The sequence below is a fragment of the Rhizobium esperanzae genome, assembly GCF_002204185.1.
Classification (GTDB): Bacteria; Pseudomonadota; Alphaproteobacteria; order Rhizobiales; family Rhizobiaceae; genus Rhizobium; species Rhizobium esperanzae.
Genome location: NZ_MXPU01000010.1, coordinates 181732 through 205860 on the forward strand (window position 1 = coordinate 181732; position 24129 = coordinate 205860).

25 protein-coding genes are annotated in these 24129 nt (G+C 56.4%); 23 read left to right on the top strand and 2 right to left on the bottom strand.

What is annotated here, in order from left to right; genetic code table 11:
- Positions 1–21: 21 nt before the first annotated feature.
- Positions 22–819, bottom strand: a complete 798-nt coding sequence (locus tag B5E41_RS16815; RefSeq protein ID WP_088395281.1) for a glycosyltransferase family 2 protein — start codon at positions 817–819, stop codon at positions 22–24.
- Positions 820–1065: 246 nt separating this feature from the next.
- Between B5E41_RS16815 and rfbA the strand changes: the two genes are divergently transcribed.
- The 20 genes from rfbA to B5E41_RS16915 all read left to right on the top strand — a co-directional run bounded on the left by rfbA (position 1066) and on the right by B5E41_RS16915 (position 19491).
- The gene (gene rfbA, locus B5E41_RS16820) at positions 1066–1977 is read left to right on the top strand and encodes a glucose-1-phosphate thymidylyltransferase RfbA (RefSeq protein WP_012482745.1); all 912 of its coding nucleotides are present in this window, start codon (positions 1066–1068) and stop codon (positions 1975–1977) included.
- A gap of 22 nt (positions 1978–1999) precedes the next feature.
- Positions 2000–2374, top strand: coding sequence for a sugar 3,4-ketoisomerase (locus tag B5E41_RS16825; RefSeq protein ID WP_088395282.1), 375 nt, complete (start codon positions 2000–2002; stop codon positions 2372–2374).
- A gap of 1 nt (position 2375) precedes the next feature.
- Entirely contained in the window at positions 2376–3482 is a 1107-nt protein-coding gene (locus B5E41_RS16830; RefSeq protein ID WP_088395283.1) for a DegT/DnrJ/EryC1/StrS family aminotransferase, read from the top strand.
- Complete coding sequence (locus B5E41_RS16835) at positions 3479–4354, top strand: ABC transporter permease (RefSeq protein WP_088395284.1); 876 nt, start codon at positions 3479–3481, stop codon at positions 4352–4354. The genes B5E41_RS16830 and B5E41_RS16835 overlap by 4 nt, the downstream gene beginning before the upstream one ends.
- On the top strand, positions 4354–5673 hold the full coding sequence (locus tag B5E41_RS16840) for an ABC transporter ATP-binding protein (RefSeq protein ID WP_004677155.1): 1320 nt from the start codon (positions 4354–4356) through the stop codon (positions 5671–5673). Before B5E41_RS16835 ends, B5E41_RS16840 begins: the two co-directional genes overlap by 1 nt.
- Positions 5670–6650: an NAD-dependent 4,6-dehydratase LegB gene (locus B5E41_RS16845; protein ID WP_088395285.1), complete on the top strand. Its 981-nt coding sequence runs from the start codon at positions 5670–5672 to the stop codon at positions 6648–6650. The genes B5E41_RS16840 and B5E41_RS16845 overlap by 4 nt, the downstream gene beginning before the upstream one ends.
- Positions 6643–7356: a nucleotidyltransferase family protein gene (locus B5E41_RS16850; protein ID WP_088395286.1), complete on the top strand. Its 714-nt coding sequence runs from the start codon at positions 6643–6645 to the stop codon at positions 7354–7356. The genes B5E41_RS16845 and B5E41_RS16850 overlap by 8 nt, the downstream gene beginning before the upstream one ends.
- Complete coding sequence (locus tag B5E41_RS16855; protein WP_088395287.1) at positions 7349–8194, top strand: NAD-dependent epimerase/dehydratase family protein; 846 nt, start codon at positions 7349–7351, stop codon at positions 8192–8194. Before B5E41_RS16850 ends, B5E41_RS16855 begins: the two co-directional genes overlap by 8 nt.
- Position 8195: 1 nt before the next feature.
- Positions 8196–9266, top strand: coding sequence for a radical SAM/SPASM domain-containing protein (locus B5E41_RS16860; RefSeq protein ID WP_088395288.1), 1071 nt, complete (start codon positions 8196–8198; stop codon positions 9264–9266).
- A gap of 114 nt (positions 9267–9380) precedes the next feature.
- Positions 9381–10397, top strand: coding sequence for an N-acetylneuraminate synthase family protein (locus tag B5E41_RS16865; RefSeq protein ID WP_088395289.1), 1017 nt, complete (start codon positions 9381–9383; stop codon positions 10395–10397).
- Positions 10394–11071 carry a cytidylyltransferase domain-containing protein gene (locus B5E41_RS16870; protein WP_088395290.1) on the top strand — a complete coding sequence of 226 codons (678 nt, stop codon included), beginning with the start codon at positions 10394–10396 and terminating at the stop codon, positions 11069–11071. Before B5E41_RS16865 ends, B5E41_RS16870 begins: the two co-directional genes overlap by 4 nt.
- Positions 11053–12018: a PseG/SpsG family protein gene (locus tag B5E41_RS16875; RefSeq protein ID WP_088395291.1), complete on the top strand. Its 966-nt coding sequence runs from the start codon at positions 11053–11055 to the stop codon at positions 12016–12018. Before B5E41_RS16870 ends, B5E41_RS16875 begins: the two co-directional genes overlap by 19 nt.
- Positions 12015–12716, top strand: coding sequence for a WbqC family protein (locus B5E41_RS16880; RefSeq protein WP_088395292.1), 702 nt, complete (start codon positions 12015–12017; stop codon positions 12714–12716). Before B5E41_RS16875 ends, B5E41_RS16880 begins: the two co-directional genes overlap by 4 nt.
- A complete protein-coding gene (locus tag B5E41_RS16885) occupies positions 12713–13345 on the top strand; it encodes a PIG-L deacetylase family protein (RefSeq protein WP_088395293.1) in 633 nt (210 codons plus the stop codon). Before B5E41_RS16880 ends, B5E41_RS16885 begins: the two co-directional genes overlap by 4 nt.
- Positions 13330–14196 (top strand): motility associated factor glycosyltransferase family protein, encoded by an 867-nt coding sequence (locus B5E41_RS16890; protein WP_176439420.1) that lies wholly within the window; start codon positions 13330–13332, stop codon positions 14194–14196. The genes B5E41_RS16885 and B5E41_RS16890 overlap by 16 nt, the downstream gene beginning before the upstream one ends.
- Positions 14193–15107, top strand: coding sequence for a TIGR04325 family methyltransferase (locus tag B5E41_RS16895; RefSeq protein WP_088395295.1), 915 nt, complete (start codon positions 14193–14195; stop codon positions 15105–15107). The genes B5E41_RS16890 and B5E41_RS16895 overlap by 4 nt, the downstream gene beginning before the upstream one ends.
- A gap of 2 nt (positions 15108–15109) precedes the next feature.
- Complete coding sequence (locus B5E41_RS16900) at positions 15110–16597, top strand: glycosyltransferase (protein ID WP_088395296.1); 1488 nt, start codon at positions 15110–15112, stop codon at positions 16595–16597.
- Entirely contained in the window at positions 16578–17711 is a 1134-nt protein-coding gene (locus B5E41_RS16905; RefSeq protein WP_088395297.1) for a CgeB family protein, read from the top strand. The genes B5E41_RS16900 and B5E41_RS16905 overlap by 20 nt, the downstream gene beginning before the upstream one ends.
- A complete protein-coding gene (locus B5E41_RS16910) occupies positions 17711–18523 on the top strand; it encodes a class I SAM-dependent methyltransferase (protein ID WP_088395298.1) in 813 nt (270 codons plus the stop codon). The genes B5E41_RS16905 and B5E41_RS16910 overlap by 1 nt, the downstream gene beginning before the upstream one ends.
- Positions 18520–19491, top strand: coding sequence for a glycosyltransferase family protein (locus B5E41_RS16915; protein WP_088395299.1), 972 nt, complete (start codon positions 18520–18522; stop codon positions 19489–19491). The genes B5E41_RS16910 and B5E41_RS16915 overlap by 4 nt, the downstream gene beginning before the upstream one ends.
- A 39-nt stretch (positions 19492–19530) precedes the next feature.
- Here the strand turns inward: B5E41_RS16915 and rfbB are convergent, their stop codons facing one another.
- On the bottom strand, positions 19531–20586 hold the full coding sequence (gene rfbB / locus B5E41_RS16920) for a dTDP-glucose 4,6-dehydratase (RefSeq protein ID WP_088395300.1): 1056 nt from the start codon (positions 20584–20586) through the stop codon (positions 19531–19533).
- 184 nt (positions 20587–20770) lie between these two features.
- On the opposite strand from rfbB, the gene gmd reads away from it, so the two are divergent.
- The 3 genes from gmd (at position 20771) to B5E41_RS16935 (ending at position 24067) form a co-directional block, all read left to right on the top strand.
- Positions 20771–21832 (top strand): GDP-mannose 4,6-dehydratase, encoded by a 1062-nt coding sequence (gene gmd / locus B5E41_RS16925; RefSeq protein WP_064827000.1) that lies wholly within the window; start codon positions 20771–20773, stop codon positions 21830–21832.
- On the top strand, positions 21833–22783 hold the full coding sequence (gene fcl / locus B5E41_RS16930; RefSeq protein ID WP_064800761.1) for a GDP-L-fucose synthase: 951 nt from the start codon (positions 21833–21835) through the stop codon (positions 22781–22783).
- A 261-nt stretch (positions 22784–23044) separates the two neighbouring features.
- Entirely contained in the window at positions 23045–24067 is a 1023-nt protein-coding gene (locus B5E41_RS16935) for a class I SAM-dependent methyltransferase (RefSeq protein WP_088395301.1), read from the top strand.
- Positions 24068–24129 lie beyond the last annotated feature (62 nt).

Genomic DNA, 24129 nt, shown 5'->3' on the forward strand with positions numbered 1-24129 from the left:
TTGGCGGCGGCTTTGAGCTGATCAGCCCTGCGATCGATTGCGCCTCAGGAACTGGCCTAGCCGGTTCACGATCTTAAAGGCCCAGAACATCGATATTGAGACCTTGAGGCCGTGGTCGGCAAGGGCGCGCAGCACCTCCTTGTTCTGACGCGATATATTTTGAACGTTCTTGTTCGTGGCGCCCCCTAAGCGCATTCTGACCAAGACTTGCGGGATATAGACTGTTCTGATCCGCGCGACTTCCAAGAATCGCATCATCAGCTCGACGTCGGCTGCAAGCCGATAACGCAGATCAAACCGCCCGAACCGTTCATAGATGGTGCGCCGAACATAGAATGTTGGATGCGGCGGGCACCACCCGCGCGCGAAGAAACCGGGTTTGAACGCACGGGATTTCCAGTAACGGACCTTGCGATCGATGTGCCGGTTGGAAACATAGACGAGATCACCATAGCAGCAGTCATATGCTTCATCATCCAGCGCGGCCGCCACGGTTCCGAGGGAGTCATTGCTCTCGAAAGTGTCGTCCGCATTCAAGAAGCCGATGATGTCGCCGCTCGCAAGACCAATCCCCTTGTTCATGGCCTCATAGATACCTCCGTCCACCTCGGAAAGCACACTGCGGTTCTCCGCCGGCGCCGAAGCGATAATGGCGAGCGTCGAATCTTGTGAGCCGCCATCAATGATGATGTGTTCGAAATTGCGGTAGGTTTGAGCGTCGATGGACCGCAAGGTATCAGCAATTGTCTGCTCGACATTCCAGCAAACGGTGATGAGGCTTATCCGGGGGGAGCTTGGATTGGCAGTATCTGCAGCCATCTAACGGTATCTTGCTCACATTTCAAAAGGCGATAGCACCAACCCGTATCAGACGGAAAGGCACTACCGCAATCGAGTACCGCAAGTTATCCTCGATCAACGCCTGATTGGTGAGCGGCGGCGGCTGCTCCTCTTGCTAAGTGCATTGCATGCGGCCCCATCTATCTGTAGTGAGCACTGTCGAATAGCGATATCACCACGATAAGCTCGTGAGTGCGCGTGGATTTACCGGTTGCAGGAGGTCTCTTGTCTTCGAATAAAAAACTGCGCAAGGGCATCTTGCTCGCCGGTGGCTCGGGCACCCGACTTCATCCGGCGACTCTCGCCATTTCGAAGCAACTTCTTCCGGTTTTCGACAAGCCGATGATCTACTATCCCCTGTCAACGCTGATGCTTGCAGGCATCCGGGATATCCTGATTATCTCCACGCCACAGGACACCCCACGTTTTGAACAGCTGCTGGGTGACGGCGCCCAATGGGGACTAAACCTCCAATATGCCGTGCAGGCCGCACCGGACGGAATTCCCCAGGCATTCTCGATCGGGAGGGAATTCATCGCGCGGGAGGCAACCGCTCTCGTACTGGGAGACAATATCTTCTACGGCAATCTCCTGACTCATGATTTATCCGGGGCTTCCGCGAGATCGGACGAAGCGACGATCTTCGCGTACAAAGTCCACGATCCCGAACGGTATGGGGTGGTGGAGTTTGACGGTGAGGGCAAAGTCCTCAGTCTGGAGGAAAAGCCGTCCAGGCCCCGCTCTTCTTACGCTGTGACGGGCTTATATTTCTACGACAATGACGTGGTTGACATTGCAGCCGGTTTGAAACCCTCGCCGCGCGGTGAAACCGAAATTACCGATATCAATCGGCATTATCTGTCGGCCGGCAGGCTGAATGTTGCCGTCTTGGGCAGAGGACATGCCTGGCTTGATACGGGCACGCACGATTCACTCCTTGAAGCCAGTCAGTTCATTGCCACCATCGAGCGGCGCCAGGGGCTGAAGATTGCCTGCCCCGAAGAAATCGCCTTTCATTTGGGATACATAGATGCCGAGCAGTTGCTAAGACTTGCGGCTCCACTTGAAAAGAGCTCTTACGGTCGATACCTCATCAGCCTGGTGCGGGAACCAGCTCCGCATTTCCCGCCCGGCTGACCCGCAAAACTGGAAACCAATCTTGTCTGCTTTTACTCTGCTTACGTTAAAGACGATGTCCGACGCACGAGGCGCGTTGACCGTCATGGACGGAATACTGCCATTTCCGGTCGTCCGGAGCTTCTGGATCTATGGTGCCGACGGACATAAACGCGGCGGCCATCGTCATCACAAGACTCGGCAGGCATTGGTGGCGATTTCGGGAAGCGTGATGGTTTTGATGGACGATGGAAAAGCCAGGGAAGAGATCACCTTGTCGTCACCGGACCAGTGCCTGCTGGTGGAGCCAAGGGACTGGCATGAAATGACCTTCGGTCCCGGTTCTATCCTGCTGGTTTTTGCCTCTCACGGGTACGATAAGGACGACTACATCGACACTCCCTACGAACGGCTCTGAGATGATTGAGTATGAAAGTCTTGCGCAAGCCAACCGCGCGCTGATGGAAGAGTTGGAGGCGGTTGCATCCCGTGTCATTCGTTCCGGATGGTACATACTTGGCAATGAGGTCTCCTCATTCGAAGCCGAATTCGCCGCCTTCGCGGAAAGCAAACATTGCATCAGCGTGGCCAATGGCCTGGATGCATTGATCCTGTCGATCGAAGCGCTCGAGCTGCCGAAAGGCAGCGAGATCATGGTTGCCTCCAACACCTATATAGCCACTATTCTGGCAATTCTTCGCGCGGGCCACAAACCCGTTCTGTTGGAGCCCGAGCGCGAAACCTTCAATATCGATCCGGAGCGCCTTCCGGCGGCGCTCACACGCAAGACGCAGGCAATCTGCGTGACGCATCTTTTCGGCAAAGCCTGTCGGATGACCGAGATCGCCGCGTTTGCAAGCGAGCACGGTCTCATGGTGATCGAGGATTGCGCGCAGTCGCACGGCGCGCGCTATGACGGCAAGCTGACCGGCACCTTTGGAATTGCCGGCTGTTTCAGCTTCTATCCGACCAAGAATCTTGGAGCTCTCGGAGATGCGGGCGCGATCGTCACCGATGATGACGAATTTGCAGATCGTTTGCGACACATGCGCAACTACGGCTCGAAGAAAAAATATGAGAACGTCTATATCGGTGTAAATTCCAGGCTTGATGAGATGCAAGCGGCATTCCTGCGGGTCAAGCTGCGTCACCTCGATGAGGTGACTGAACATAAGCGGGCACTGGCCGATATCTATTTTGCCAATCTGCCTGAATGGCTGGCGCAGCCGCTTCGTCGACCTGCCGAGTATGATGTGTTCCATATCTTCGGGATACGGCACCCGGCCCGCGACGAGTTGCGCCAGTGGCTGCTCGATAACGGGGTCAAGACCGAGGTGCATTATCCGATACCGCCGCATCGGCAGAAGGCCATGCAAGGCATTCTTTCCGGCGATTATCCCATTGCCGATGAACTGCATGCCACCGAGCTGAGCCTGCCTATTTCGGCCGGGCATAGAAAGGATGAGATCGAGCGCGTCTGCAGCCTTCTTGCGGCGCTCCCGGAAAAGCTGAAGTTGGCGGCATGACAGAGCACTTGAAGGGATCGACCTCCGCGCCCGAGGAGGTTTGGGACATCGTGATCAAGCCTTCGAAGGGCAATACACCGGATCTTGCGCTTGTCTGGCGATATCGCGACCTCATCTGGATGTTCTTCAAGCGGGATTTCACGACATTCTACAAGCAGACTGTTTTGGGGCCGGCCTGGTATATCATTCAACCATCGCTGACGGCGTTGACCTATTATGTCGTGTTCGGAAAAATAGCCAATCTTTCCACGGATGGCCTTCCGCCCTTCCTGTTCTACATGTCGGGCACGATCATCTGGAGCTATTTTTCCGTCTGCTTGGCCAATAACTCCGACGTCTTCTCGAAGAATTCCAATCTGTTTGGAAAGGTTTACTTTCCGAGACTAGTGGTGCCGGTATCCGTTGCAATGAGCGGCCTTGTCGCCTTTGCGATCCAGTTCCTGCTCTTGCTGACGGTTTCCATCGGGTTGAAAATTGCCAACCCCGATTTGGTCCTGAGCTATTGGTTCCTGCTTCTGACGCCATTGGTGCTGCTCTATATCGCAGTGCTGGGCATCGGTGCCGGGCTTGTCGTTTCGGCGCTAACGGTCCGTTTCCGCGATCTCGTCTACGCCGTCGGGTTCATGACGCAGTTGTGGATGTATGCTACGCCGATCGTGTACCCTTTCAGCCAGATTCCGGAACGGTATCATTGGTTTTACTATATCAATCCAATGACGACCCCCGTTCAAACCTTCCGCTGGGCGCTGTTTGATGCCCCCGCCTTGCCCGTCGGTCTCTGTCTTGCCAATCTCGCGGTGACTGTCGCAATCACCCTATGCGGGCTGGCGCTTTTTTCACGGGCGGAAGCCAACGCGATGGACACCGTCTGATGAACGATATCGTTATTCGAGCGGAGCACGTCAGCAAGCTCTATCGTCTCGGCGTGATCAATCACGGCACCCTTTATCGCGACCTTCAGAGCTGGTGGGCGAAGTGGCGCAATCTTCCGGATCCGAATGTTTCTGTGTCAGATTACGCGTCCGAGCGCGGCAAGCAATCCCGACTCAAAGGAGATCTCTTCCATGCGTTGGATGATGTCTCCTTCGAAGTTGGGCACGGCGAGATCGTTGGGATTATCGGCAGGAACGGGGCCGGAAAATCCACGCTGCTGAAGGTGATGTCGCGGATCACCATGCCCAATTCGGGTTTCATAGGAATAAGGGGCAGAATTGCCAGCCTGCTTGAGGTCGGCACCGGATTTCATCCGGAACTCACTGGCCGGGAGAACGTCTATCTCAACGGCGCCATCCTCGGCATGAGCCGTGCCGAGGTCAGGTCGAAATTCGATGAAATCGTCGAGTTTGCCGAGATTGGCGAATTCATCGATACGCCGGTGAAGCGGTATTCCTCCGGCATGTATGTGCGTCTGGCCTTCTCCGTCGCGGCCCATCTCGAACCGGAGATCCTCTTGGTCGATGAGGTGCTGGCCGTCGGCGACGTCAACTTCCAGAACAAATGCATGGGGCGGATGCAGGAAGTGACGAAGACCGGCCGAACGATCATCTTCGTCAGCCACAACATGACGGCGATCAGCAGCATCTGCCCGAAATCGATTTTGATGGCTGACGGCAAGGTCGCTGCAATGGGCGATACGGCAGATGTGATAAAGGCCTATCTCGATCGCCCTGAGTTCGGCGGCACGGCAAGTTACTCGGTCAATCCCGAGGATATCGACGGAAAGGCCGTCATATGTCGCGTTGCAGTATTGAACGAGAAGGACGAGATTTCCGAAACCGTGGAACTGTCGAAGGGTTTCTCCATCGAGGTCGAATACGAGTTGAGGGAACCTCTTTCCGGCCTCTCGGTCGGGATGCAGATCAAGATGGAGGACGGCTACACCACGCTCGTCAGCCTCTCCGATCCCGAGCTCGACGTCAGCCGCCTGGACGCCCGGCCTGCCGGTTACTATCGAGCCCGCGTGAAATTTCCCGGATATCTCCTCAACACCGGCACTTTTTACGTGCGATTGGGCATATCGAGTCGATTCTCGATATATTCCGTCGCCGAGGGTATTCGGTTTGACGTGGAGGATAATGTCGGAATTATCCAGATGCTCGGTCAACAGCGGAAGCCGTCGATTTCGGCGATACAGTTGCCTTGGGAGGTTGAGAAGGTCTTCCAGCGCGATTCTGAAGGTGTTTTGAAATGAAGAAGGCGCTTGTCACCGGAGCAGATGGGTTCATCGGCTCTCATCTTGTCGAGACGCTGGTGAGATCGGGTGTCGAAGTCCGCGCACTCTGCCAGTATAATTCGTTTTCCAGCTGGGGCTGGCTCGATCAGTCCGAATACCGCGGCAAGTTCGAGGTGATCCTCGGAGACGTCCGCGATCCCGCCCAGATGCGCTCCGTCGCCAAAGGTGTCGACACGATCTTTCACCTCGCCGCTCTGATCGCGATCCCCTATTCCTACCAGGCTCCCTCAAGCTACATCGATACCAATGTGCACGGGACCTTGAACGTTCTTCAAGGTGCGCTTGACGCCGGCGTCGGAAGAGTGATCCAGACCTCGACGAGTGAAGTCTACGGCACGGCGCGTTTTGTGCCGATCAGCGAAAGCCATCCTCTACAGGCGCAGTCGCCCTATTCGGCATCCAAGATCGGTGCCGATGCCATCGCTTACAGCTATCATTCGAGCTTCGATCTGCCGGTGACGATCGCACGGCCTTTCAACACCTATGGCCCGAGACAATCTGCCAGGGCAGTTATTCCGACAGTCATTTCCCAGCTTCTGAGCGGGCGGACGACGCTGAAGCTCGGCGCGCTTTCCCCGACACGGGATTTCAATTTCGTCCAGGACACCTGCGACGGCTTTCTGGCGCTCGCGGCTTGCGATGAGACCGTCGGCCGGACGGTCAATATCGGCTCCGGCAGCGAGATCTCGATCGGCGATACCGTTCGGCTGATCGCCGACATCATCGGTGTCAGCGTCGAGATCGAATGCGATGAACAGCGTTTGCGCCCGGCAAACAGCGAAGTGGAGCGTTTGTGCTGCGACAACAGCCTGATCAAGTCTCTCACGGGATTTTCGCCCAGCTATAGCTTGGAAGAAGGTCTGAAGGCGACTGTCGAATGGCTGCGTCAGCCGCAGAATCTGGCGAGATACAAGGCGGATATCTTCAATGTCTAGACGCGCGGTCATTCTGGCAGGCGGAATGGGAACGCGGCTGCGGCCTTACACCGTCGTGCTTCCAAAGCCGCTGATGCCGATCGGCGATTATCCTATTCTCGAGGTCATCATCCGTCAGCTGATAGCAGCTGGCTTCCAGCACATAACGCTTGCCGTCAACCACCAGGCCGAGTTGATCAAGGCGTTTTTCCAGGATGGCGACAAATGGGGCGTGCGCATCGATTATTCGCTCGAGGACGAACCGCTCGGCACCATGGGACCGCTGCGGCTGATCAAGGATCTGCCGGAGAATTTCCTTGTCATGAACGGGGACATTCTGACGGATCTGAACTATGCCGATTTTCATGACGCGCATGTCCGCGACGGGAATATATTCACGATTTCGTCCAAGACGCGCCAGCACCGCATCGATTACGGCGTGCTCGACACCGGCGAGAGCGGGCTGCTGACCGGCTTTCGAGAGAAGCCGACGGCCGAGTACAAGGTCAGCATGGGCGTCTATATGGTGTCGTCGGGAGCCGTCGAATACATACCTCAACGGGGCGCCTACGGCTTTGACCAATTGATGCTCGATCTTATGGCGGCCGGAAAGCCCGCCACTGTTCGAGATTTTGCGGGCTATTGGCTCGATATCGGACGTCCTGACGATTACGCCTTGGCGATCGAGCAGTTCGAATCCATGCAGTCCAGGTTCTTGAATGGTTGATGCGGTCGTCACCGGAGCTGGCGGTTTTCTCGGGAAGCGTCTGGCCGAAAGGCTCGAGCGGGACGGCTTCAATGTGCTTGCACTTGACCGGACGCATGGCGACATAAGCGAGGAGCGGATGTGGCAGGAGCTTCCCGCGGCCCATGCGCTGTTTCATCTGGCCGGCAGGACATTCGTTCCCGACAGTTGGACGCAAGGCCCGAGCTTCATGGCCGCCAATGTTCTCGGCACCCAGCATGCTCTGAACTGGTGCAAGCGGCACAAGGCGAAGCTCGTCTTCGCCAGCGCCTATGTGTACGGAGTGCCGGAGCGACTGCCGATCCAGGAAAGCGATCCGGTCAGGCCGAATAACCCTTATGCGCTGTCCAAGCATCTTGCCGAACAACTGTGTGAGTTCGCTGCCACACACGAGCAAATACCGGTCGTGGTCTTGCGGCTTTTCAACATATATGGGGCTGGGCAGCGCCCGGAGTTCCTGATACCGACGCTTCTGGACCGGATACGGGCGAAGCAGGACATTCAGGTCATGGACCTCAGCCCGCGGCGGGATTACGTCTTTGTTGACGATGTCCTGAGCGCCTTTGCCAAGGCCATAGACGTGCCGGAAGGTTACCACTGCATCAATATCGGCTCCGGCAAGTCGTATTCGGTGCAGGAAATAATCGATATCTTGCAAGAGGCCGCCGGCACTGCTCTACCTGTAGTGTCATCTTGCGCCGTTCGGCGGAATGAAATACCTGACGTGCGGGCCGATATTACACGGGCTCGCGCTGTTCTTGGATGGCGGCCGGAATGGGATCTGCCGGCCGGAATCCGCGAACTGATGAAGGAGTCGTAAATTGAACGAGCGTTACGTTCCGATCAACAAAGGCAACTACTCGATGGACACGGACGAGCGCGAAGCCGCGTTCGACAGATACCGTGGCGAGGGTTGGGAAGCCGAATACGCGGACTATCGTCGCAAGTGGTCGGAATATGCCCTGAACCAGCAGGTTTCGGATTATCCGCTGCTCGTCGATCTCGAGCTGGCGTCGATCTGCAATCTGCGCTGCCCGATGTGCTATACGATCAGCGACGAATTCAAGAAGAACGTCAACACGACCCGGATGGACTGGGACCTCTACTGCCGCATCATCGACGAGATCGGCGGCAAGGTTCCGGCGATCCGTCTATCGCTGCGCGGCGAAGCCACGCTGCACAAGCGCTTCGCCGACTGCGTGCGCTATGCCAAGGACCGCGGGATCAAGGAAGTCTCGACCCTCACGCATGGCTTCAAGCTCAACAGAGAGTATTTCGCCCAGCTCGTCGATGCTGGCATCGACTGGATCACCATTTCGATCGACGGCACCGGTGAGACCTACGAGAAGATCCGCAAGCCGATCAAGTTCGAGGCCCTGCTCGACAAGATCAAGGACATAAAGAAGTACAAGGAAGAGCGCGGTCTCCATCGCCCCGTTATCAAGGTGCAGGGTATCTGGCCGGCAATCCGCGAAAATCCGGATCTCTATTACGAGACCTTTGCGCCGCACGTGGATCTCGTCGCCTTCAATCCGCTGATCGATTACCTCGGCAACGATTCCGATATCGCCTATCTCGATAACTTCACATGCCCGCAGCAGTACCAGCGCCTGGTGATTGGTGCCGACGGATTGGTCATGAAGTGCTCGAACGACGAGGAGAACCGCGAGGTTATCGGGAATGCGAACACCGAAACCGTGCACCAGATCTGGCATGGGGAAAAAATGAACGCGGTGCGCGCTCTGCACAAGGAACCCCAAGGTTTCCTGAAGAGCGAGGTGTGCCGCAGGTGTTATCTGCCGAGACAGACCAATGACGAGACGGCCGAGATTTGCGGCCGGCAGGTCATTGTGCGGAATTACGTCGACCGGAACCAGGAAATCGGACAGTAATCGGCGGAATTCCACGCGCTACGGCCAGACGTCGCCAAGCCTATAGTTCAAGGGGCTGCGATCGCCGCGAGAGCGGGGCGGCTTTGCCGGTCGTGAATTACAGGGAGTAACAGGATGTTCCGGAATTACCGGCCTGATCGGTGCTATATCATCGCTGAGATCGGCGGAAACTTCACGACGTTTGATCAGGCAAGGCGCCTGATTGACGAGGCAAAGTCGGCGGGGGTGGATGCCGTCAAGCTCCAGACCTATCGCGCGGAGACCCTGTCGAGCCGCAACGCCATGTTCGATATGGAGAACACCGGCGTTACCTCGCAGTTCGAACTATTCCGCAAATACGAAATCGGTCACGAGCTTCACGAAGCGGTGTTTCGCTATGCCGAAGAGCACGGGCTGGACTGGTTCTCCTCGCCCTCGCACGAAACGGATGTCGATCTACTGGAGAAGTGTGGAGTCGGCGCCCACAAGGTGGGTTCGGACGACGCGGTCAACATTCCCTTTCTCCGTTATCTGGCAAAAACCGGCAAGCCGATAATCCTGTCGACGGGGATGTCGACGCTCGACGAAGTTCGGGGGTCCGTCGCCGCAATCAAGGAGGCCGGCAACGACAAGCTCATTTTGCTGCATGCCATCACGAGTTATCCGACGCATCCGGAAAATGTGAACCTGCGCGCAATGCAAACGATGATGGAAGCGTTTCCGGATCTCGACGTCGGTTATTCCGACCATACGCTGACCCCGGTCGCAAGCCTGTGCGCTGTCGCAATGGGCGCCCGGGTCATTGAGCGTCATTTCACCTATGACAAGGCCGCAGACGGCCCGGACCATATGCTTTCGGCCGATCCGGCGGAAATGAAATGGCTCGTCGACGCGATACGCGCCTTCGAGATCATGAAAGGCAGTGGCCGCAAGGAGCCGGCTGCGAGTGAAGCGACGACGAGGTTGAACAATCGCAAGAGCGTTGTCGTCAACCGACCGCTCAAGGCCGGCCATGTCATCTCCGTCGGCGACATTTCCGTCAAGCGGCCTGGAACAGGAATTGAACCGAAGCATTTCGACGCTCTCGCAGGACGGCGGGTCGCAAACGACCTCGATGCGGACGCGGTCCTCCAGTGGAGCGATCTGGCGTGACGCTTGGAATTATTATTCAGGCGCGGATGGGATCGACGCGGCTGCCGGGAAAAGTGCTTCGCGACATTTCCGGAAAGCCCCTGCTCGGACATGTCCTTGGTCGGCTTCAGATGTTGAAGCGCCCGGCCAAGGTTGTCGTTGCGACATCGTCCGCCAGCGAGAACGATGTTATCGAAGCCTGGTGCCTTGAGCACGGCGTCAGCTGCTTTCGCGGCGACGAAACCGATGTTCTCGATCGTTATTTTCAGTGCGCGAGATCGCTCGGGATGTCGGATATCGTGCGGTTGACCGCAGATAATCCTTTCACCGACATCGAGGAACTCGAGAGGCTGATCGATCTGCACCAAAAGCAGAGATTCGATTACACGCATGCCTTTGGCCAGTTGCCTATTGGCGTCGGCGCCGAGATATTTACCTTCGAAGCCCTGGCGCGCAGCCACCGCGAGGGGAAGCTGCCGCACCATCGCGAACACGTGAATGAATACTTCACCGATCGGCCCGAACTGTTCAAGATCGGTCGGCTCGATGTGCCCTCGGCCAAAATCTCTCCGCAGCTGCGCCTGACGGTGGATACCGAGGAAGATTGGAGCCGCGCCCGTGCACTCGCAGCGCAGGCGGGTGGGAATTGGCTCGGGACGGAAGAAGCGATCCGGCTATGTTCGTCTTCTGCATAGAAAGTTCACATGCACGCGGCATGGGTCATCTCTTTCGGTCGCTGACGCTCGCAGCGGAATTGCGCACCCGCGGTCATTCGGTCCGCTTTTTGGTGAACGATCATCCGAATTCCTTGAGAATCATCCGCGAGCGCGGTTTTGATGTGGCGCTTTATGATCTCGCCGCCGTGACGGGATGGGAGAAGGCTTTCCTCGAAGCCGCTGCTTCGTCTCCGATCTGGATCAACGATCGCCTTAACACCCAGCGGCTCCACAGCGAAACAATCAAAGGTTTGGGCGCCAAGCTCGTCACCTTTGATGATCGCGGCGATGGCGCGGAACTCGCCGACGTCAACATCTGCGCTCTCCTTTTTGAAAAGACCGAGGATCTGAGGGGCAAGGATGTTAGGCTGGGGGTGGAGTACATGATACTCAATCCTGAAATTGCGAGATATCGCAGAGTTCGGCAAGATCTTGCATCGATCCTCGTCACGCTCGGAGGCGCCGACACCTATGGCGTGACGGTTCGCGTCGCCAAATGGCTGAGCAGCAAGACTTTTCCTGTCACCATCGTCACGGGCCCGAGCTTCCAGCACATGGCGGAGCTTGAAGAGGTGGTCGCGACCGCCGCGCCGGATCGGTTCAGATTGCTGAACCAGGTGCCGTCGCTTGCGGCGGAGATGTACGGGCACGATCTGGCCATTACCGGTGGCGGCGTTACGCCCTTCGAAGCCTGCGCGGCCGGCCTGCCCTGCGTGGTGATCGCCAATGAACCTTTTGAAATCCCGGTCGGCCGGGCTCTTGAACAACTGGGGGCAGCGTTCTTCGCCGGACATCACTCGGAATTCGATCTCGGCATCCTGGAAAAGGCTATTCCCATCAGGCGCATGAGCGAGACTGCCATGACCAAGGTCGACCTTGGCGGGGTCGGCCGCGTCGCCGATTTGCTGGAAAGTTTGGCTGCATGACCATGACAGCGGTTATTCATCAGCCGGACTTCGCATCGTATCTCGGCTTTTTCCAGCGTTTCCTGAACGCCGACCTCTACATCGTTCTGGATCACGTTCAGTTCGTCCATGGCACGAGCAAAAGCTGGACGCACCGCGATAAGATAAAGACGGCGCAAGGCGATCGGTGGCTCACAGTCGGAATCAGGAAGCCGACTTTCGGCACGCCGATCAACGAGGTGGAATTGGCGCCGGGCAACGGATGGGCCGACCAGAACCTTTCCCTGCTTCGTGAAAACTATCGGAAGTCCGCCGGTTGGGGTGAGGTGTTCCCTCGCATCGAGGCTCTTTACGGCAAGCGGTTCGATCTGCTGGCCGATTTCAACATGCATTTCCTCGACGGCATCCTGGATATGCTTGAGATCACGATGCCGACAGTGCGGTCGAGCACCTTAAGCCCAGAGGGGCATAAGAACGAATTGCTTATCGAACTGCTGCGCAAGGTCGGAGCAACACGTTATCTCTCGGGTCTCGGGGCGCGCGGCTATATGCAGCCGGAACTATTCGAGGCAGCCGGAATCGAGATCGAATGGCAGCATTTCGTCCATCCGGTTTATCCACAGCCTTTCGGCGAATTCATGCCCTATCTCAGTATCCTCGACACACTGCTGAATTGTGGTATTGCAGGCACGCGTGATCTGCTCTGGAGTTGCAAATGAATATTCTCGCGATCGGTGCCCATTTTGACGACGTGGAGCTCGGCTGTGGCGGTGCCCTGGCGCGCCACGCGGCAAACGGCGACACGGTTTACGTCTATGTTGCAACCGTATCCGGCTTTTCCAATCAGTATGACCAGTCCGTGCGCAGCAGCCAGGTCGCCAGAGCCGAAGCGGATGCCGCGATGGAAATTCTCGGCGTCCACAAGATGTTTTGCGGCGAGTTCAAGACGCTGCAGATCGAATTTGTCGATCCGCTGAATATCGAGATCCTCAAGCTCGTACAGGATCTGAAAATCGACATGGTCTATACCCACTGGGTCGGCGACATCCACCATGACCATCTGGCCTTGTCGCGCGCATCGCTGCACAGCTGCCGTCACGTGCCGCGCCTCTTGATGTACCGCAGCAACTGGTATCATTCGACTGTGGATTTCAGGGGGAATTTCTACGTCGACATCACCTCTCACTGGGAGCAGAAGGAAAAAGCGATCCTTGCCCATGAATCCGAGATGGAACGCACAGGGCGGAAATGGGTGAGCTTCTTTCGCAATGAAGCCGAGAACGCCGGCCAGCGTATCGGTGTAAAATACGCCGAAGTCTTCGAGGTGGTGAAGTGGCTGCAGCCTTGAGGAAGATTTTGACCTTTGGCTCCATGCTGCTTCCCTACGGTGTGCATGAGCTGAAGCGCAGGCTTAAAAATCGTCACAAGTTATCTGCTGATGTCGCAAGATCATTGGCAGAAAATAGACAGCTTGCTGGTCTGCACGCGGGGCAGCGCTGTTTTATTCTAGGCAATGGCCCGAGCGTCAAGGGCTTGGATTTGTCGCGACTTCAAGGCCAAACCGTCATCACTGTTTCCAACGGCTATCTGCACTCCGATTTTGACAAGTTCCAGTCGCGTTATCATTGTGTTCCGCAAATTACCTACGGATTGATGACATCGGAGGACGTGGTCCGCTGGTTCGAGGAGATGCATTCGCATCTGGGAGGAGCAGAACTGTTCCTCAGTTCCACGGAAGCGGAGCTCGTTCGAAAACACAATCTGTTTCCAGGGCGACCAGTCCGGTATCTCATGCTGGGCGAAAGCTTCGACGAAAGACCATCAGTGGAAATCGTCGATATCTCCAAACCGGTGCCGCGTGTCGATTCAGTCCCGGTGATGGCCCTCATGATAGCGATGTATCTTGGTTTCAAAGAAATCATCCTGCTCGGCGTCGACCACGATCGCTTCCTGTCAGCAACCTATGAATACGCTTTCGACCTCAAGGTGCAAAAAGGAAAAGATTTCACCGTAAATGCGGACGGCACCCCGACAACGAACCGTCACGACGACTTTCAGCAGGCGGCGCGGCTGTGGCGACAATATAGAGCCATCGCAAATATCGCCCGAGCAAATGAAATCCGCATCTTCAATTCCACACCTGGTGGGGCACTGGACGAATTTGAGCGACGGCCGTTCCAAGCCTGGTTTGAAGAATGAGACGGCTTAAATTTGCGCTCCCGGGAATCCACTGTCTGCTTGAGGTGACGCGAGAATCGCCACAAGCGCGCGAACAGGAGATCAGGGCCGAATTCCGACGGCACAACATCACTTTCGACGGGCCTTACGATGACTGGCGTTCGGCAATGGCTGATTCAACCGGCTATGATGCGCCGGCCATTCTTGCAAAAGCCGTCGAAGCCACACGCGCAGTTGTTCAGGGCCGTGCCTCATATGAGCGGGACACTGTAATCTTCAAGGAAAGAAGCTACTCGCATCCGCTGCTTGCCTGGCTGCTCTATGTTGCATCCAGATCCGATGGTCGTTTGAGAGTGGTCGACTTTGGAGGCGCGCTCGGAAGCTCCTATTTCCAACACCGGTCAAAACTCGCTCATCTCGCGGAATTGAAATGGTGCGTCGTCGAGCAGCCTCATTTTGCAGAAGCAGGGCGAGCAGAATTTGAAGACGGGCCTCTGAGCTTTTCTCATAGCCTCGACGAAGCGATCGGTCTTATGAACCCTCACATCGTTCTGCTCTCGGGCGTGCTCCAGTATCTCGAATATCCTCATCAGCATCTTGAGAGCCTTCTTTCGAAAGGCGTCAAGTTCATCCTTGTTGACAGAACAACCGCGCAGTTCGATATCCCAGAAGCCCCTTTTGTGCAGCATGTGCCGGAACGCATCTATCGCGCGAGCTACCCCGTGTGGTTCTTGAACGCGCATGAATTGCAGGGCCGCTTCGCGAGGCATGGATACGAGGTGCTGGACAGTTTCCAGCCAGCTGGGACATTTGGAATAGCAACACCGCCGCCCTTGCAAGAATTGACGCGTTGGGGCATTGGCCTTACGCCAGCTCAGGGACAATACGAATGGTCGTATACTGGCTGGTTTCTTGAGAAGCCGGAAATCTAGCGATGCGCGTTAACGTCATTATCCCTGTCTTCAATCGTCTGGAACACACCCGGAAGGTGTTGGAGGCTCTGAGGAGACAAACTCTCGCGGACGCGCTGACGATCGTTGTTGTCAACGACGGTTCGACCGATGGAACGGCAGAATACCTGCAGTCGCAGGGCGATGTGGTCGAAATCCGAGGCGACGGCAATCTTTGGTGGGGGGGTGCCATCGAGGAGGGGCTGAAACACGTCCTTCCGTCTTGCAAGGCCGAAGATTATATCCTGTTTCTGAATAATGACACCTGGTTCGACGAAGATTATGTTGAAATTCTGGTGCAAACATCCAAGGCGAATGGCGAAGCCGCCGTCGGAAGCGTTATCCATGAAGAGGGGAAAGATCCACCTCTTGTGAGCATAGGACCTCGGATCAACATCAACAGGTTCGCGATTTGGGATCTCCTTTCGGAATTGAGCGAAGCGCAACAACGGTCGCCTGAGAGCCAATACCGCGTGGATGCATTGAGCGGTCGAGGTACTCTATATCCAGCCCTCTTGTTTCGGAAATATGGCGGTATGCGGCCACGCCTTTTGCCGCACTACATGGCCGATTATGAAATCGCGATGCGCTTTTCGCGCGCCGGAGTGCCTCTGATCGTCAGCACAAAAGCAATCGTCTATTCGCCGCCAGTATATGGAAACGACGTCTCCAGGCATTCATGGAAAAAACGATTGTTTGGCAGGCGCTCTCCTCACAACGTTTTTCAACGCTTGATCTTCTATTCGCTTGTCGGTTCACCGGTGCAGAGATTGGCCGCACCTTTCCGCATGGCCTATTTCTTTTACGCTCGTGTCCTTTTGGGAAGGATGACGACAAGCCTTAAAAAAATTGCCGTTTCCCTTGTGCGTGCAAGGCGGCTTAGCGAACTGAAACGTCACGGAGTAAGCGTTGGCCGCGATGTTGTGCTCTATGGCGCCCCTCTGTTGCAACGGCATCCTGACAGTGACATTCACGTCGGTGATCGCGTCGTCCTGTGTTCTGATTCCAGATTTACAGCGCTGGCTCTCAATCATCCGGTGAAGATAGCGACCATTCGCGCCGGATCGAAGATCAGCATTGGCGCAGACACTGGGATCAGTGGTGCAACCATCGTCTCGGCTGCACGGATTTCAATCGGCGCCGAAGTGCTGATGGGAGCCAACGTCACGATTTTCGACACCGACTTTCATCCGATACGCCCGGAAGGGCGCCGTCATTCGGATGCGGATATAAAAACTGCACCGGTGCACATTGGCGACAATGTGTTCATTGGCACCAACGCCCTGATCTTGCGTGGCACGGAAATAGGACGTGATAGCATTATCGCTGCGGGTGCGGTCGTCCGCGGAAATTTCCCCGAGGGGGCGATAATTGCCGGGAACCCGGCAAAGATTGTCGGTAGCGTCTATAGAACGTCCCAGCAACGTCCCGGTAGTCAAGCAGACGGTGAACATGAAAATAGCAATATTTGACACCTATTATGCGCGGTTTCTGAAGCAATTTTATGCGCGGCGGCCACAGCTCCGAAAATCGACTTCGCCAGAACAGACGAAAGCTCTTTTGGCCGCCGCATTCGGCACGTCCGATTTCTACTCGCGCCACCTGAAGGACCAGGGTTGCGACGTCATTGACATCATCGGCAATTGTGTCCCGCTTCAGTCCGCCTGGGCGCAAGAAAACAACGAGCCATTCAGCGCTTGGGCGATGAAACTGCCGCATCGGTTTTTCAGGCTGCCTTATGTTGGCGCACGCCTGGCGGCGCTCCCTGGCTTGCTGGAGGTCGCAATGGCCCGTGTTCGAGCATTCAAGCCAGATGTACTCTACTGTCAGGATCTCAGCTTCTTTCCGCCGCATGCCCTGATGGAGCTGAAGAAGACGGTGCCATTGATTGTCGGCCAGATCGCTTGTCCGCTGCCGCCGGGTGAGTTTCTGCGACCCTATGACCTTATTCTGACGTCTTTCCCCCATTTTGTATCCCGTTTTCATGAGATGGGGATAAAATCCGAATATTTCAGGATTGGCTTTGATACTCGGGTGCTCGATCTCCTTGGCGATATCAGGCGCGATGTGCCGGTGAGCTTCGTCGGCGGCATAAGCCGTCATCACGGCAAGGCCGTTCCCTTGCTCGAACATCTTGCCGATACCACGCCGATACAGTTTTTCGGCTACGGCGCGAAGACGCTCCCGCGCTCTTCTCCGATTCGCAAGCGTCACAATGGCGAAGTCTGGGGCCCGGATATGTATCGCGCGCTGGCGCGCAGCCGGATCACCGTCAACCGACACATCAATGTGGCCGAAAACAACGCCAATAACATGCGGCTCTATGAGGCGACCGGTGTCGGATCGCTGCTGATAACCGATAGGAAGGATAATCTCGGGGAGATTTTCGAGGTCGGCAAGGAAGTGGTTGCCTATTCCAGTGCTGAGGAAGCGGCAGAACTCGTCCGCTACTATATAGACCACCCCGACGAGGCCGATGCGATCGCGAAGGCTGGTCAGGCAAGGACGCTGAAGGACCACACCTACAAATCGAGAATGGAAGAATTGGTGCCGATCCTCGAACGATATCTGGAGAAACAGGGCTGATGTCGTTTCTGCGTACGAGTCTCAATCGCTTTCCAGGGGTGAAGAGCCAATTGAAGCGATTGCGTGAACGGCTGTTGCCGGCGACGTCGGTATCGTCCCGCTATGTCGAGATAGAGGTGGCTCGTCGAGACAGCGAGAGTTCGCGCCTTGCCGCATCTTGGAAAGCGAGTGATCTGCCCGCCCGTCAGAGAGCCCTCGTCGACCGCCAACTGAGGGAATACCGCAGCGGCGCTACCATTGACGTATTCGATGTTTTTACCGCCGCTTTGCGCAGCATCGACAATCTTCCGGCCAATGCTTCGCTGCTCGAAATCGGTTGTTCCAGCGGCTATTATTCCGAAGTGCTTGATGTGAGTGGCTTGCCGCTGCGTTATCGCGGCTGCGATTACTCCGACGCTTTCATCGATATGGCGCGCAGCATCTATCCCGGGCTGTCGTTCGACGTGGAGGATGCGACGCGGCTCAGCTATCAGGATGACGCTTTCGACGTCGTCGTCTCAGGATGTTGTCTGCTGCATATCCCCAATTATGACGCGGCGATCGCAGAGAGCGCCCGAGTTGCCAAGGAATACGTGATTTTTCACCGTACGCCTGTTGTCTATGGCGAGCCGACCAAGTATTTCCGCAAACAGGCCTATGGCGTCGAGACCATAGAAATCCATTTTTCCGAGCCGCAGCTATTGGACATGTTTCGGGTTCACGGCCTGCACGTCCTGGCGACGTTCACGCTAACCGAGAACGTGGATCCACACGACAGTCGCAAGGGCAATGCAATGCGCACCTATTTGTGCAGGAAACAAACCCAATCATGACGAACTATTTCTGTACCCTTTTCGACAACGGCTATCTCATCAAGGGAATGACCATGATGGAGAGCCTCGTCCAGTGGTGCCCCGGGGCGCATGTTTTTGTGCTTTGCATGGACCAGCAGACGCAGGAGATATTAACCGCTCTCAACAGGTCCTACATCACCTGCATTCCACTCGCCGATATCGAGACGCCGGAACTCCTGGAAGTCAAGAAATCGCGCGGCGTCGCCGAATATTGCTGGACCCTGTCTCCGTGTCTGCCGAGTTTCGTCCTGGCGCACCATCCGGAAATCGATTTCATCACCTATCTCGATTCCGATCTGCTGTTTTATTCACCGCTCAGGCCGATTTTCGACGAAATCGGCAATAGTTCCATCGCCATTATCGAACACCGTTTTGCTCCGCGGCTGCAGAATCGGGAAATTAACGGCCGTTTCTGTGTCGAATGGGTGAGTTTCCGGCGCGACGAAGAGGGAATGCGCTGCCTCACTCGCTGGCGCGAGCAGTGCATCGAATGGTGCTACTATCGCCTGGAAGACGGCAAGATGGGTGATCAGAAGTATTTGGACGAATGGCCGGATCTGTATCCGAATTGCCATATCATCGAGCATCCCGGAGCTGGGATCGCACCCTGGAACTACGAAAAGCTGCATTTTTCGCAGGATGCATCGGGCAGGATCGAGGTCGATGGTTCGCCTCTGATCTTCTATCACTTCCACCAGTTCCAGTTGCTGACCAATGGCATGTTCGATCGGTTGTCGGCTTTCTACACCGCCGTCTGCGAGGAACCTGAGGCTGCTTACAGGGTCTACGAACGCGCTCTGATGCAAGCCCTGAAGGCGATCAGAACGGTTTCTCCCGGCTTTTCCGGCGGCATTCGTCCCTTTTTCCGGGTTAAGGCGCGCAGATGGGTGCAACGCCATGTACCCCGGCCGGTCATAAGCTTCCTGCACCATTTCATCAGGTATTGACGTCCCGCCAGCGGGCGGAGCCTGCCTCTAACCAAGCTGTTATTGGTACTGCCGGTTGATCCACTGTCGATAGCTGCCGCTTGTGACGTTCTCTACCCAAGCATCGTTGGCGAGATACCATTCGACGGTCTTGCGAATGCCTGTCTCGAAGGTCTCACTAGGGCGCCAGTCCAGTTCCCTTTCTATCTTGGCCGCATCGATGGCGTAGCGGCGATCATGACCTGGCCGATCACGCACAAAGGAAATCTGGGCCTTGTAGCTCGCCCCGTTTGGCAGGGGCCTCAATTCGTCGAGAATTTCGCAGAGCGTATTGACGACCGACAGGTTCGTCAGCTCATTCCTGCCGCCGACATTGTAGGTTTCCCCGACTTTTCCTCTTTCCAGAACACGTCGAATGGCGCTGCAATGATCTTTGACGAACAGCCAATCGCGCACCTGCATCCCGTCTCCGTAGATCGGAATCTGTTTCCCTGAGAGGGCATTATGGATAACGAGCGGAATAAGCTTCTCGGGAAAATGATAGGGACCGTAATTGTTCGAACAGTTCGTCGTCAGAACGGGTAGGCCATAGGTGTGATGATAGGCGCGAACCAGATGGTCGCTTGCTGCCTTGCTCGCGGAATAAGGACTATTGGGTTCGTATTTGCGATGTTCGCTGAAAGCGGCCTCGTCGGGAGCAAGCGAACCATAGACTTCGTCCGTCGATACGTGAAGGAAGCGAAAGCTTTCCCGGAAGTCTTCATTCTGTGAGGCAAGAAATCCACGGATTGCCTCCAGCAGACGAAACGTGCCGACGATATTGGTCTGGATAAATTCTTCTGGGCCATGGATCGATCGATCGACATGACTTTCGGCAGCGAAATTCAGAATGGCGCGAGGCTGATGGGAACGGAGCAGTGCGTCGACAAGGTCGTAGTCCGCAATGCTGCCCTTGACGAAGACATGACGCGGATCACTCCAGATGGAGTTAAGGTTCTCAAGATTGCCGGCATAGGTGAGGGCATCGAGGTTGACGACCGGCTCATCGTGAAGCGCAAGCCAGTCGAGCACGAAATTCGCACCGATAAAGCCGGCGCCTCCCGTCACCAAGATCATGTTTTTCCCTTTGGACATCTGATAAATGGAAAGCTCTAGTCTCATTGCGCCAACCCGGCGTCAACCGAAGAGATCGACAATGCTGAATTTCGTTTGTCCCGGGTGTCGGTCACATTGGGGTTGCGCTGGTTCGGTCGTTTCCATAAACACCTCCCGAAGATTGCATCGAAAGACGACGTGAAAAATGACGAAAACCGCGCTTATTACTGGGGTAACTGGTCAGGACGGTGCCTATTTGGCCGAATTGCTTTTGAGCAAAGGCTATACAGTGCACGGCATCAAGCGGCGATCGTCGTCTTTCAACACCGGCCGCATCGAGCACATCTATCAGGATCCGCACGAAACTCATCCGCGCTTCATCCTCCACTATGGCGATATGATCGACTCGACCAACCTCCTGCGGATCGTGCAGCAGACACAGCCCGATGAAATCTACAACCTTGCCGCACAAAGCCATGTCGGCGTCAGTTTCGAAACGCCGGAATATACGGCGGATGCCGATGGTATCGGAACGTTGAGGTTGCTCGAAGCGATCCGCATCCTGGGTCTTGAGAAAAAAAGCCGATTCTACCAGGCATCGACATCAGAACTCTACGGCCTCGTGCAGCAAGTGCCGCAGAACGAGAAGACGCCGTTTTATCCGCGCTCTCCCTATGCCGCAGCCAAGCTCTATGCCTACTGGATCGTCGTGAATTATCGCGAGGCCTACGGCATGCACGCGTCGAACGGCATTCTGTTCAACCATGAAAGCCCGCTTCGCGGCGAGACCTTCGTTACGCGCAAGATCACGATGGCCGTGGCCGCCATCAGCCTAGGACTTCAAGACAAGCTCTTTTTGGGAAATCTTGATGCCCAGCGTGACTGGGGCCATGCGCGCGAATATGTCGAGGGCATGTGGCTCATGCTGCAGCAGGATAAGCCGGATGACTACGTCTTGGCGACGGGTGAGACGACGCGTGTCCGCCAGTTTGTCGAGTGGGCCTTCGCCGACGTCGGCATCACCTTGGAATGGAAGGGGTCCGGCGTCGACGAAAAGGGTTATGACTCTGCGTCCGGCGCTTGCCTTGTGGAAATCGATCCTCGATATTTTCGCCCGACGGAGGTCGATCTGCTGCTTGGCGACCCGACTAAGGCACGTCAGAATCTGGGCTGGCACCATAAGACGCCAGTTCGTGAGCTCGCCGCCGAGATGGTGCGCGAGGATATCAAGCACTGGAAGGCTCAGGGCGGCCGGAAAGAGGTCTGAGTGTACGACTTATCCAACAAGAAGATCTGGGTTGCCGGTCATCGTGGTATGGTCGGCAGTGCTCTTGTGCGCAGGCTTCAATCCGAAGATTGCACGGTCATCACGGCAACCCGCGCCGAGGTCGATTTGAAGCGGCAGGACCAGGTCGAGAAATTTGTTGAAGCAACCCGGCCTGACGCGATCATTCTCGCCGCTGCCAAGGTTGGCGGTATCCTTGCGAATGACAGCTATCCCGCAGAATTCATCTATGACAATCTGATTATCGAAACCAACCTCTTCGAAGCCGCCCATCGTGGTGGCGTAGACCGGCTTCTCTTCCTGGGCTCAAGCTGTATTTATCCGAAGCTCGCTCCACAGCCGATTCCCGAAGAGGCTCTGTTGACCGGGCCGCTCGAGCCGACCAACGAATGGTACGCGATCGCCAAGATCGCCGGTATTAAGCTCGCGGAAGCCTATCGCAAACAATATGGTCGGGACTACATTTCGGCCATGCCGACCAATCTATACGGCCCCGGCGATAATTTCGACCTGAACTCCAGCCATGTGCTGCCCGCGCTGATCCGCAAGGCGCATGCCGCGAAACTGCGCAAAGACCCGCAAATCGTCGTCTGGGGCACGGGAACCCCGCGCCGCGAGTTTCTTCACGTCGACGACTGCGCCGACGCCCTGGTGTTTCTGCTCAAAACCTATTCGGGCTCGCAGCACGTCAATGTCGGCTCGGGCACGGATCTCGAAATTATCGAGTTGACGCGTCTGGTCTGCCGCGTTGTCGGTTACGAGGGTGAGATCATCCACGATCTTTCCAAGCCCGACGGCACGCCGCGAAAGCTGATGAGCAACAAGAAACTGCAGGACATGGGCTGGAAACCGCGCATCTCGCTCGAGGATGGTATCCGAGCCACTTATGCCTGGTTTCTGCAGTTCGAAAATGGAGCCGATCCCGCGGCCTGATACTGGGCCGGCGAGGACCGGCATTTCTCCATTCCTGCGGCTGTCTTCGCGATTTCGCGGTGTCGCCAGCCTCCGATTGCCTCATGGGCACCCGGAGCATGTTCCGCAACAAGTGTGCGGCGGCCGGCAGAATAGCCCGGTCATCGAGGCGGGGAACCCGATAGGGTTAGCGCGGGGAGTATTGTAGAATGTGCGGATATACGCATAATTTCTGCGGCTGGCGCGCTGCCAGACACGATTGGGCGAGGCTCGGGGGATTCCATGGAAACAATCGTCGAGGACACCCATGCAGGCGTCGTGTCGCCCGAACTTGTGGTCGATGCACTGTTTGCATGCCGAAAGACGGCGGCGATCAGGGCGGCCATCGAGCTTGATCTCTTTACTCATATCGGCGACGGCAAGACGGCGGCAGGGCTGGCGGCGGCAACAAGCGCCTCGGAGCGAGGGGTGCGCATCCTCTGCGACTATCTCGTGGTCCATGGCTTCCTGACCAAGGACGGTGGACAGTACCGAATGACGCCCTCGACCAGAATGTTCCTCGATCGCAATTCGCCGGCCTATATGGGCTCTGCTGTCGAGTTTACCGCTGCACCCGAAGTACTGGACAATTTTCTGCGCGATCCGGCCGCCGTCGTGCGAAACGGCGGTTCGGCCGGTCTTGCGAATATGTCGACGGACAATCCCGTCTGGCTGAAGTTTGCGCGCGGCATGGGTTCTTTCACCGGGCTCAGCGCCAAAATATTGGCTGACGAAATCTCCGGCTGGCCGAGCCCTCCCAAAAAGGTCTTGGATATCGCGGCAGGTCCGGGCCTCTTCGGCATCGAAATTGCCAAGGCCTTTCCATCGTCGGAGATCGTCGCCGTCGACTGGGGCGCCGTCTTGGAGCTGTCGAGGCAGAATGCGGAAAAATCAGGCGTGGCGGAGCGTTACCGGACGATCGCCGGCAGCGCCTTCGACGTCGACTGGGGCGCCGGTTATGATCTCGTCCTGCTTCCGAATTTCCTGCACCATTTCGATTTGCCGACATGTGCCGAGCTGTTGCGAAAGATCACCGCGAGCCTTGCAGAGGATGGCCGGATCGTCGCGGTGGATTTCGTGCCGAACGAAGATGGCGTGTCGCCGCCTTTTCCCGCGGCCTTCTCCTGGGAGATGCTCGCCAGCACGCCGGCGGGCCAAGCTTACAGGCAAAGCGAACTGACCGAGATGGCAAGACTGGCCGGCCTCGCCGGCGTCACGGTCAAACCGATGCCGCCAACTCCGGCAAGCATCATAGTCTTTGAATAGCCGCAGCAAAAAGCCGTCTGTTCTATCTTGTCGACAGAACCGAGCTCATCTGAGATTGAAGA